This is a genomic window from Pseudoalteromonas sp. BSi20495, from assembly GCF_000241185.1.
GTDB lineage: Bacteria > Pseudomonadota > Gammaproteobacteria > Enterobacterales > Alteromonadaceae > Pseudoalteromonas > Pseudoalteromonas fuliginea.
Window position 1 is genome coordinate 36,394 of the sequence record NZ_BADY01000059.1, and the last position, 11,185, is coordinate 47,578.

Annotated in this window: 9 protein-coding genes and 1 pseudogene; 2 read left to right on the plus strand and 8 right to left on the minus strand. The window is 39.1% G+C overall.

Annotated elements, in window-relative coordinates:
- Positions 1-5: 5 nt before the first annotated feature.
- From ispH to murJ, 6 genes and pseudogenes are all read right to left on the minus strand, one after another.
- Positions 6-935, minus strand: a complete 930-nt coding sequence (ispH, locus tag P20495_RS11800) for a 4-hydroxy-3-methylbut-2-enyl diphosphate reductase (protein ID WP_008135758.1) — start codon at positions 933-935, stop codon at positions 6-8.
- A complete protein-coding gene (fkpB, locus tag P20495_RS11795) occupies positions 935-1,375 on the minus strand; it encodes an FKBP-type peptidyl-prolyl cis-trans isomerase (RefSeq protein ID WP_002958231.1) in 441 nt (146 codons plus the stop codon). The genes ispH and fkpB overlap by 1 nt, the downstream gene beginning before the upstream one ends.
- Complete coding sequence (lspA, locus tag P20495_RS11790; RefSeq protein WP_007376920.1) at positions 1,372-1,872, minus strand: signal peptidase II; 501 nt, start codon at positions 1,870-1,872, stop codon at positions 1,372-1,374. Before lspA ends, fkpB begins: the two co-directional genes overlap by 4 nt.
- A 12-nt stretch (positions 1,873-1,884) precedes the next feature.
- Positions 1,885-4,713 (minus strand): isoleucine--tRNA ligase, encoded by a 2,829-nt coding sequence (gene ileS / locus P20495_RS11785; protein ID WP_008135760.1) that lies wholly within the window; start codon positions 4,711-4,713, stop codon positions 1,885-1,887.
- Positions 4,714-4,718: 5 nt separating this feature from the next.
- Positions 4,719-5,670, minus strand: a pseudogene (gene ribF, locus P20495_RS11780) (bifunctional riboflavin kinase/FAD synthetase).
- An 84-nt stretch (positions 5,671-5,754) separates the two neighbouring features.
- Positions 5,755-7,293: a murein biosynthesis integral membrane protein MurJ gene (gene murJ, locus P20495_RS11775; RefSeq protein WP_008135762.1), complete on the minus strand. Its 1,539-nt coding sequence runs from the start codon at positions 7,291-7,293 to the stop codon at positions 5,755-5,757.
- A gap of 295 nt (positions 7,294-7,588) precedes the next feature.
- Here murJ and rpsT point away from each other — a divergent pair, with 295 nt between their 5' ends.
- Positions 7,589-7,849 carry a 30S ribosomal protein S20 gene (gene rpsT / locus P20495_RS11770; protein WP_002958225.1) on the plus strand — a complete coding sequence of 87 codons (261 nt, stop codon included), beginning with the start codon at positions 7,589-7,591 and terminating at the stop codon, positions 7,847-7,849.
- A gap of 69 nt (positions 7,850-7,918) precedes the next feature.
- Here rpsT and P20495_RS11765 read toward each other — a convergent pair whose 3' ends face one another.
- Entirely contained in the window at positions 7,919-8,302 is a 384-nt protein-coding gene (locus P20495_RS11765) for a response regulator (RefSeq protein WP_007376916.1), read from the minus strand.
- Positions 8,303-8,955: 653 nt separating this feature from the next.
- On the opposite strand from P20495_RS11765, the gene P20495_RS11760 reads away from it, so the two are divergent.
- The gene (locus P20495_RS11760; RefSeq protein ID WP_007376914.1) at positions 8,956-9,201 is read left to right on the plus strand and encodes a hypothetical protein; all 246 of its coding nucleotides are present in this window, start codon (positions 8,956-8,958) and stop codon (positions 9,199-9,201) included.
- An 850-nt stretch (positions 9,202-10,051) separates the two neighbouring features.
- On the opposite strand, the gene P20495_RS11755 is transcribed toward P20495_RS11760, so the two are convergent.
- Positions 10,052-10,972: a glyoxylate/hydroxypyruvate reductase A gene (locus P20495_RS11755; protein ID WP_008135764.1), complete on the minus strand. Its 921-nt coding sequence runs from the start codon at positions 10,970-10,972 to the stop codon at positions 10,052-10,054.
- Between the last annotated feature and the right edge of the window lie 213 nt (positions 10,973-11,185).

An 11,185-nucleotide genomic window follows, 5' to 3' on the forward strand; every position in this document is an offset into this window, starting at 1 on the left:
TTAAATTAACGTAGCTCTACAGGAACAGCAAATACGATATTCTCTTCTTCGCCTGGGTTTTCAACAACCTGTGTGCCACCTAGCTCTTTTAATCGGCTTATAACTTGTTGTACAAGTACTTCTGGCGCAGAGGCTCCCGCAGTAACACCCACTGATTTAGAACCCGAAACCCACTGTTCTTGCACATCAGTTGCATCATCAATTAAATAAGCAACCGTGCCCATTTTATCTGCCAGCTCACGCAAGCGATTAGAATTAGAGCTATTTTTAGCGCCAACGACTAATAGCACGTCAACTTTGTCAGCTAAGTCACGCACAGCGTCTTGACGATTTTGCGTTGCATAACAAATGTCATCTTTACGCGGTCCGTCAATTGATGGGAACTTACTGCGTAACGCATCAATAACATCAGCTGTGTCATCAACTGAGAGTGTTGTTTGGCTGCAATAAAAAAGGTTTTCAGCATTTTTTACATCAAGCGCAATTACATCGTCAACAGTTTCAACAAGGTAAATGCCACCGGCTGAGTTATCATATTGTCCCATTGTTCCCTCTACTTCAGGGTGACCATGGTGTCCAATTAAAATACACTCAATACCTTTGCGACTCGCACGTGTAACTTCCATATGTACTTTAGTTACCAGCGGACACGTTGCATCAAATACTTTTAAGTCACGGCGTTTAGCCTCGCTGCGAACAGCTTGCGATACGCCATGTGCGCTAAAAATAACAATGCTGTCGTCAGGTACTTGATCAAGCTCTTCAACAAAAACCGCACCACGGCTTTTTAGTCCATCAACCACATAGCGGTTATGTACTACTTCGTGGCGAACATAAATTGGCTTTTCAAAAATATCCAAAGCGCGCTCAACAATACTAATAGCACGGTCAACACCAGCGCAAAAGCCGCGTGGATTAGCTAATAATATTTCCATTAACCTTCTACCTCTATAATATCAACTTCAAACGTTAAACGCTGACCAGATAAAGGGTGATTAAAATCAATCGTTACCGACTCGCCTTGCACTTCACGTACTAAACCTGGAAGCTCAGTCCCATCAGGTTGAGTAAACGCAATAATTGCACCTACCTTAGCTGGTGTTTCTGGACCAAACTTACTACGATCAACGTAGTAAATATTATCTGGGTTTGGCTGGCCAAACGCATCTTCAGGTTCTAATTCAAACGTTTTACTTTCGCCTGCAGTTAGCCCTAATAAACACTTTTCGAAGTTTGCCGTTAAGCTGCCATCGCCCATTGTTAATTTAGCAGGTTTATTGTGCACCTTGGTAGAGTCGGCGGCAGAACCATCTTCTAATTTAATAGAAAAATGGAAAATAACTTGTGAGTTTTCACCAATTACAGCTTGGCTCATGCTTTATGCTCCTTCGGACTCTCACCGGTAAAGGCGTCAAATAACAATAGTGCTGCGCCAATACAAATAGCGCAATCAGCAATATTGAATACAGGAAAATGTGAGTCTTTATAAAATACGTGAATAAAGTCGATTACATAACCATACGCAATACGATCGTATAAATTACCAATAGCGCCTGCAAGTACCAGTGCATAGGCACCGCATAGTACTTTGTTTGTTGCAGGTAAACGTTTTAGCCACCACACAAGCAAAGCACTAATAGCAATGGCAATTGCACTTAAAAACCAACGCTGCCAACCACCCGCTTCACTTAAAAAGCTATAAGCAGCACCATAATTATGCACATAAGTAATACTAAAAACAGGGAGTAAATTTATCGACTCTTGATAAGCCATTGTCCCTACAACAAGTGTTTTACTGGCAAAGTCTATTACTAAAAGTAATAGACTCAACCAAAGCCACACTAAACCACTTTTTTGGGCTAGTTTGCTCACTAAGAATAACTCCTAAGCGAATTGACGCTTTTCACCTTCGCCATCAACATTACTTACACAGCGACCACAAATTTCAGGATGAGCTGGGTTAACACCTACATCTTCACTGTAATGCCAACAACGCTCACATTTAGCAGCATCTGTTGCAGCAACACTAATAAACAAACCTTCAATTTCGGTAGCTTGTGTATCAGCAGGCTGGCTATCAACTTCAGTAACATTTACCGCTGATGTTAACAATACAAAACGCAGTTCATCACCAAGCGCATTTAACTTAGCGGCAAGCTCTTTACTCGTAAATAAATTAACCGTTGCTTGAAGTGTTGCACCAATGACTTCTTCTTTACGTGCAGCTTCTAATAAGCGGTTTACTTCGTCACGTACTGTTAGAATTTCTAACCAGTCATCGTTACTAAATTGGCTATTTGTTGGTGCTTGTAAGCCATCATACCAAACTGATGTAAATACGTAGTCACTACGCTCACCCGGTAAAGCTTCCCAAATTTCTTGTGCGGTAAAGCTCATAATAGGGGCCATCCAACGCGTCATTGCTTCTGCTATATGATAAAGCGCTGTTTGACAAGAACGACGTGCATGGCTGTCGCTCTTAGCTGTGTATTGACGATCTTTAATAACATCTAAATAGAACGAACCAAGTTCACCCGTACAGAAGTTCATTAGCTTTTGCGTTACTAATAGCATTTGGTAGCTGTCGTACGCGGCTAAAATCTCGTCTTGTAACTGAGCAGCACGGCCAACAATCCACTTATCAAGCTCAACCATATCATCAACAGCTACTTGATCAGTTTTTGGATCAAAACCATTTAGGTTAGCAAGCAAGTAACGGCTGGTGTTACGAATACGACGGTAACGATCGGCTGAGCGTTTAAATATCTCATCCGACACAGTCATTTCTGCCGTGTAATCGGTAGAAGCCACCCATAAACGTAGAATGTCGGCGCCTAGTTTATTCATCACATTTTGTGGAGAAATAACATTGCCTAACGACTTAGACATTTTGCGGCCGTTTTCATCAACAGTAAAACCATGAGTCAATACTTGGCGGTATGGCGCATGACCATTAATTGCCACTGACGTCATCATTGACGACATAAACCAACCACGATGCTGATCAGAACCTTCAAGGTATAAATCAGCTGGACCAACTAAGTCTTCACGTGCGTCTACAACACATGCATGTGAAACACCTGAGTCAAACCATACATCTAGCGTATCTTGCACTTTCATGTATTGCTTGGCATCTTCTTCACCAAGTAATGTAGCTGGTTCTAAATCGTACCATGCCTGAATACCAGACTTTTCAACAAGCGCTGCTGCTTGAGCAATTAGCTCTTGTGTATTTGGGTGAAGTGCACCGGTGTCTTTATCAACAAACAATGCAATTGGCACACCCCAAGTACGCTGGCGAGAAATACACCAATCTGGGCGGCTTTCAACCATGTTAGAAATACGGCTTTCGCCCCACTCTGGTAACCACTGCGTATTTTTAATCTCTTTTAAAGAGTCTTGACGCAAGTTAGCCTGATCCATACTTACAAACCATTGTGGTGTAGCACGGAAAATTATTGGAGTCTTATGGCGCCAACAATGTGGGTAACTGTGCGTAAGTGCATGATGATGCATAAGTGCACCGCGCTCTTTTAATACTTCAATTACGCTCGCATTCGCCTTAAATACATGCTGACCTGCAAAAAGTTCAGTATCTGGTAAATAAACACCATTTGCGCCAACAGGGTTAGCTACTTCAAGGTTGTAATTTAAACCAGCCACGAAATCTTCTTGACCATGTCCTGGTGCTGTATGTACAACACCGGTACCTGAGTCAGTCGTTACATGCTCTGCAACAATGACAGGTACGCTAAAATCATAAAAAGGATGGGCTACTTGTAAGTTTTCAAGTGCAGCACCTTTTACATAACCTAATACATGGAAGTGATTAAAACCAAAACGGTCCATTGCATCTTTAACAAGCTCAGAGCCTAAAATTAGACGTTGTTGTACGCCTTCATCTTCAACCTGCACCAATGCATATTCTAAATCGGCATGCACAGCTACTGCGCGGTTTGCTGGAAGCGTCCACGGTGTTGTTGTCCAAATAACTGTACCAACACTGCCTTCACCCTTGTGACCATCAGCCAAATCAAATGCACCAACAACAGCATCTTGATCATCAAAAATAAAACGTACGTCAATGGCTGGAGATTGCTTATCTTGGTATTCAACTTCAGCTTCAGCTAGTGCAGAGCCACAATCTGTACACCAATGCACAGGCTTAGCGCCTTTATGCAAGTGACCTTTTTCAATAATACGACCAAGTACACGAATTGCATTCGCTTCAAAGTCAAAGTTCATTGTTAAGTAAGGCTTATCCCAATCTGCAAATACGCCTAAACGTTTAAAGTCGACTTTTTGACCTTCAACTTGTTTTTTAGCGTATGCACGGCACTTTTCACGAAACTCGCTCGCGGTTACTTTTACGCCCGGCTTGCCTACTTTTTTCTCAACCATTAACTCGATTGGTAAACCATGACAATCCCAACCTGGGACTAATGGTGAATCAAAGTCAGATAATGTTTTAGACTTAACAATAATGTCTTTTAATATTTTATTAACTGAGTGGCCTAAATGGATATCGCCATTTGCATACGGAGGGCCGTCATGCAAAATAAAGGTCTTTTTACCTTTCTTAGCGCTGCGAATTTGACCGTACAGGTCGTCTTCATACCATGCTTTAAGCATTTTTGGTTCACGTTGTGCCAAATTGCCACGCATTGGAAACGGTGTTTCCGGTAAGTTCAAAGTATGTTTATAGTCGCTCATTTATCCTACATTCCGTCTCTATCGGCTACCTGATTTAAACCAAAACACTGCTTAGCGGCAGCAACATCAGTTGCTATTTGCGCCGTTAATTGTGTTAATGTCTCGAATTTTTTTTTCATTGCGAAGTTTTTTTATTAACTCCACATGCATAAACTGTCCGTAAATATCCTGTGCAAAATCAAAAAGGTGAACTTCTAATAATGCACGAGTTCCATTAAATGTCGGCTTATTACCTACATTTGCAACTCCAAAAATCTGTTTTCCTGCAATCGTTGCTTGCACTGCAAACACCCCGTTGACAGGACACACTTGGCGTTTTAGGGCAATATTTGCCGTTCTAAAACCGAGTTCACGTCCTCTTTTCCAGCCATGTATAACACGCCCAGAAATAGCATAATCGTGACCAAGCATTATTTTAGCACTCGCTAAGTCACCAGATGCTAAAGCATCTCGTATTAAAGTGCTGCTCACTCTAGCATTTAATTGACGAAAGCTCGCGGTGCTTTTTACATCCATGCCGGCTTGCGTTCCTATGCTAGCAAGCAAAGCAAAGTTACCTTGGCGCTGTTTACCAAACTTAAAATCATCACCAACAGTAAGTGCTTTAACACCTAACTTTTTAATCAAAATCTCATTAACGAATTGCTCAGCATGCATGTTTGCAAATTGCTGATTAAAGCTAATGCAAATAACTCGCTCAATACCTAAATCACTTAGCAAACGTAGCTTATCTCGCAAGCGCGTTAGCCGTGCTGGGGCATTATTTTTAGCAAAAAACTCTTGTGGCTGAGGCTCAAACAGCATTACAGTGCTTGGCAAACTATGTGCTTTAGCATCAATAAGTAAACCTTTTAATACTTCTGCGTGGCCTAAATGAACACCGTCAAAATTACCAATAGTTAACACACAACCAAAATGGTGCGGGCGAATATTGTGTATACCTCTAATTAACTCCATGCCACCTAATGCCTTGTTTAGCGAGTTATTAATTACGACTAAAAATTAATTAAAGTCGCAGAGTTGCCGATTATAATCTTTTTTTTAATTTGATTCAGTAATTGCTACACTTTTTATCGTATTTAGTCTAACGCCCATCAAAAATAGCATTGCAAAGTAACTAATACCTGCCAAAGCCACTAATGCTATTAATAACATTACCTGATGTGTAAAGCTCAATGTAGCCCAATAATAGTAACTGCTCACAAACCATGTAACAGCTCCCATAAACGCACTTGCAACAACACACTTAAGTGTAAAGCGCATGCTCGTTGATGAAAACTGGTATACATTTTCTTTTTTAAGCTGCCTGTATAATAAAAATGCATTGCAGCTAGCCGATAACGAAGTAGCAAGTGCTAACCCTAAATAACCAATGAAAGGAGCCAGCATAATGTTAAACACCATATTAAGTACTAAGGTGATAATACCAATACGCACCGGCGTTTTAGTGTCTTGGCGAGCGTAAAAGCCAGGAGCCAGTACTTTAATTAGCATAAAACTTACAAGCCCTACTGAATATGCGACTACGCCTAGGCTTACTGCTTTGACATGATCAACACTGTCTTCTTTAAACGCACCGTGGTCGAACAATACGGTGATAATAAGCGGGCTGATAATCATTAGACCTATCATTGCTGGTAGGCCTAAAAATATAACAAAACGCACCCCCCAGTCGAGAGTCTGCTGAAAGTCACTACTTTTTTTACTGCTATGTAGTTTAGAAAGCGCCGGTAAAATAACTGTCGCAATACCAATACCAAATAAACCCAGCGGAAATTCAATTAAGCGGTCTGAATAATAAAGCCATGCAATTGAGCCCGTCATCAGTAATGACGCAATCATGGTATCTAGCAACAGATTAATTTGACTAATAGAGACACCAAACAAAGCCGGTAGCATAAGTTTTCGTACTTTTTTTACGTTTTCGTCTTGCCATGCCCAACGCGGACGCGCCAACATTTTTGCACGGTATAAAAATGGAAGTTGAAACAAAAGCTGTACAACGCCACCAATAAATACGCCAATTGCGAGAGAATAAGCCCCGACGCTAAATTTATCATGTAAAAAAATTGCACACGTAATGATAGAAACATTGAGTAGAACAGGTGTAAATGCAGCAACAGCAAAACGGTTATACACATTCATGACCGCACCACTAAGCGCCACTAAACTTACAAAAAATAAATAAGGGAATGTAAATTTAAGTAATGAACTTGCAAGTTCAAATTTTTCGGCATTAGGCCCGCCCTGCCACCAATCTATAAACCAACCTGTACCAAATAATGCTGCAATAACGGGTGAGGCAACAACACCAATAATAGTGACAATCAATAAAATGGTTCCTAATGTACCTGCCGCTTGTGCAACAAAAAGCCTGACTTTGTCGTCACCTTGTTGCTCTTTAATTTCACTCAACACGGGTACAAATGCCTGTGCGAAGGCACCTTCTGCAAATAAACGACGTAGAAAATTAGGAATACGGTTAGCAAATAAAAAAACATCAGCCGCTGCACTTGCACCTAATAAATTGGCAACGACAGCATCTCGAACGAGCCCTAAAATACGCGATATCATAGTCATACAACTAACTATCATACCGGAGCGAAATAAACCTTTTGACACCTTAAACCTACTCAAAAATCCCTAAGAGAGGCGATTATGCCACAGTCTTTTTTATAAATCGCTTTAAAGCACTAGGCTGGGGGTCTGTGCTTTGTTACAATGTCTGTATTAACTGCTAAAGCGGCAAATTGATGCTCGTTATATGGTGCAGTTTTTCTTGGATTGTTAAATTTAAATTGACATTCATGATTGAAACAGGCATATTCCACGGCCTTTAATTTAAGCTTTATTTTAAGATTGTTAGGAGCAAACCTTGGCTAACATCAAGTCTGCAAAAAAACGCGCTATCACAAGCGAAAAAAACCGTCAGCACAACGCAAGCCGTCGTTCAATGATGCGCACTTACTTCAAAAAAGTAATTGTTGCTATTGAAGCGGGCGATAAAGAAGCTGCACAGCAAGCTTTTTCTGTTGCTACACCTATCCTAGACCGTTACGCAACTAAGGGTCTAATTCACAAAAACAAAGCAGCTCGTCATAAGAGCCGTATAGCAGCTAAGATTAAAGCTCTATAATTTGTTTTTGATAGAATATAAAAAACCGGCTTTTGTCCGGTTTTTTTTATTTAAAATTTAATTATATAATTACACGTTTTCTAAATCTGGATAGAACTTCTTAAGCATTGCCGCTATTTTTTTAGGAGTGAATGGCTTAACCACAAAACCTTTAGCGCCTTTATCTATCGCATCTTTTACATTCTCTATACCCGAATGAGCCGATACCATAACAACATTAGTTTCAGGGCTTAATTCATTTATTTGTGCAATTAATTCTTTGCCATCACCATCAGGTAATTCAATATCTAAAAAGATGATATTATATTTTGCAGCGCGGCACTCGCTAATACACTGTGAGGCGGTAGATGCTTCCTTTACGTTATCTATCCCTAAATGCATCAGCGTTTGACTTAAAAAGCTGCGTACAGTGCTAACGTCATCTACAATTAAAATTGATAGCTGCGTATTCATCTTCATTCCTCATAGGCTACAAGCCAAGTTTACGTTATTATATTGGTATATAAATTTATTCATTTAATTATAGAGACCTACACCAAAAAGGCCAGATCTGCTTTATGTCAAAAACACAAAAAAACAAACACTACTTGGAAAAACGCCTGCCAAAAAAAAGCAAGTACAACAACGTAGGCCTCGTACAGCATCGCAAGGCGCAATAAGTGAAACTCAAGGTCCGACTATTTCTAGCCAAGGTGGCAAAGAAACTAAGTCAAAAAAAGGTTTAATAATAACTTTAAGCATTGCTCTATTAATAATAGTAACGTTTCCAAAGCCGACATTACTCACCTATAAAAAATTAGGGATGGTAAGCGAAAGCATTTATTGGCCTGGTGTATTTGGCTACGGAGCTACCATTATAGATTCAAACTTGCACCCACAATTAGATTCTAGACGAAAGTCCCTTTATTTATGTACTAATCCAGAAAGTTTAAATAACTGTCAAAAGTATCAAGTCATAGCAGATCATGGTTTATTTGCAGCGATTGGAAGTTATTTTTAGCATTAAAAAAACTAATCTGAAAATTTAAAATTACTTGGTTGAAAGGTGCGCAAAATATCAACATAATGGCGCTCCTTTTTTCTACAACTGAACTATTGAAACGACCATGCTAAACGAGCTAGATTGGCTTTTAAACACGATACTACTTGCACTAGGTTTAGGTGCATTCTTTATTAACCAGATAACACTGCTACGCGTTGCCGCGATTAGTGCATGTGGTTTGTTATTTTTATCTTTTAGCTTAGATCTTATGTCGTCGAGTGTTATTTCAAATATGAGTTTGGTGCTGATAAATACTTTTTACTTGTTCAAAGTTTATACATTTGGACAGTTCAATGTAACTCAAAGTTAACAACTTTCCCTTAGATTATTTTATAGCCCAGCATTGCTGGGCTTTTTATTGCAAAAATAGAAAGGTTCTCGGAAACATCATAAATTTAGAAAAATTATTGTCATTAGCGAAATTTTGGGTGAGTAAGGCCGTGTTTACTCTTTTAAGGCTGAATTTGTATAATGGATTGCTTGCTCGCCTACATCCAACGCTCGATACAAAAATTAGACGATGAATTTTTTATTCTTATACCTATTAGCTTAATTAAGTGATGTATTTTGAGGTAAGAAAACCGTGTCAATAACAAGGCAATAATTTCGTTATTTAGTTGTTATCACTAATTGCTCCTGCATCCGTATATCAGAAATATTTAACGCAGTTAGCGTCAGATTTAATCCCTCAAATTGATTAAGTATTATTGCGGATTGGTACTACCTAGATGTGAGTGGGTAATTCTAAGGAAATAACTTGGCTCTGGATAATAAATCGATCTCAGGCAGCTATTTTCAGCGCTAACTGCGTTGGATTTACTTGCAATAGGCCCGAAGGTTTCAGTCGATTAAGTAATCTCTTAACCAAAGTTTAGGTTAAATAGTATTTATGGAAACGATAAAAAAGCAAAAATTTAGAAATAACCACAGCAAAATTAAATAATTTACTGTGGCATTGTGTAATTACAGAACAGTCGGTTGATTAAACCAAGCAGATACACCCAATACAATAATCGAAATAACAATTAAACTTAACTTCACACCACCTTGATTCGTCTTCATAACACCCTCTTTATTGTTTTTATTAATGAGAATACCTAACAACAATAATAAAAATTACAAGTGTTAACAAGTAGTTTGTTAAATTATTTAACTATCCATTAATAACCTTTCGTTCTATCTATTAGATTATTAAGTTTACTACCTTGCCTTAAACATTCAATATTTTCTGCTATTTGCTCAATAACACTTCTTAAATCAGATAATGCGGCACAGTGAGGCGTCAGTGTTATTTTTGGGTGCTGCCAATATGGGTGGTCGATTGCGAGTGGCTCTTGCTCAAAAACATCTAAAGTAGCTATTCGTAAGCTATCTGTATTTAAAGCATCTAATAAATCTTGCTCAATAACATGCTCCCCACGGGCTACATTAATGAGTCCCGCATGGACTGGAAGCTTTGATAATAATGTGCGATCAATTATACCGGTAGTTTCTTGTGTAAGTGGCAATAAACAAATTAGATAATCTATATTAGGAAGCATTTTATTAAGGCCTTGTTTAGCATAAAACATTTCAACATTAACTGCCTTTTTCTCTCTTTGCGCCCATGCACTTACAAGAAAGCCATTACTAACAAGCTTTTTTGCACACGCCTTGCCCAACTCACCAAACCCTAAAATACCAACATTTTTATAGCTATAAGCACGCTTTGGCTGCCAACTTTGCTGGTTTTGTTTAATAAAATACTCTTTAAAACGTAACTTTTGCGCTAAAACATGAGCAAGTACATATTCAGCCATATCCTCTGCCAACTGAGTATCAACAATGCGCACAACCTCAACATTACTAGGTAATAATGCTAAATCGATACTGTCAACTCCAGCACCAAAAGACGAGACAACTTTTAAATTAGGAAGTTGTGACCACATTGTTTGCGGGGCTTTCCAAGCAAGTACAAAGTCGACTTTATCCAAACTCTGGCAATCTGGCCACTCTTCTATGCATACATTAGGTAACCGTATTTTTAATTGCGCCATTAATTTTTTGTTATCTCGCCCTGTGATAGCAACTAATACAGACATCTTTATTTCCAAATAAGTTCGAGTTTAACTAATTATACTAATCAAGATATCTTTGCCTAGGGCCTACTGACCTTTTAGATTGAAATTCGTTCAATCTAGGGGTGATTAAATCGCGGCGCGAGGTTTGTAACCTCGCAGGCTCGGTAACTGCTCCTGCGTTACCCTAGTGGCTTACATCCATGTAAGAATAAGTAATACCAACCTGCATAAATC

Bases quoted from the DNA above. Each gene is read 5' to 3' on its own strand.
- ispH (WP_008135758.1), bottom strand. From the start codon at position 935: ATGGAAATATTATTAGCTAATCCACGCGGCTTTTGCGCTGGTGTTGAC.
- fkpB (WP_002958231.1), bottom strand. From the start codon at position 1,375: ATGAGCCAAGCTGTAATTGGTGAAAACTCACAAGTTATTTTCCATTTT.
- ileS (WP_008135760.1), bottom strand. From the start codon at position 4,713: ATGAGCGACTATAAACATACTTTGAACTTACCGGAAACACCGTTTCCA.
- murJ (WP_008135762.1), bottom strand. From the start codon at position 7,293: ATGACTATGATATCGCGTATTTTAGGGCTCGTTCGAGATGCTGTCGTT.
- P20495_RS11765 (WP_007376916.1), bottom strand. From the start codon at position 8,302: ATGAATACGCAGCTATCAATTTTAATTGTAGATGACGTTAGCACTGTA.
- P20495_RS11760 (WP_007376914.1), top strand. From the start codon at position 8,956: ATGCTAAACGAGCTAGATTGGCTTTTAAACACGATACTACTTGCACTA.
- P20495_RS11755 (WP_008135764.1), bottom strand. From the start codon at position 10,972: ATGTCTGTATTAGTTGCTATCACAGGGCGAGATAACAAAAAATTAATG.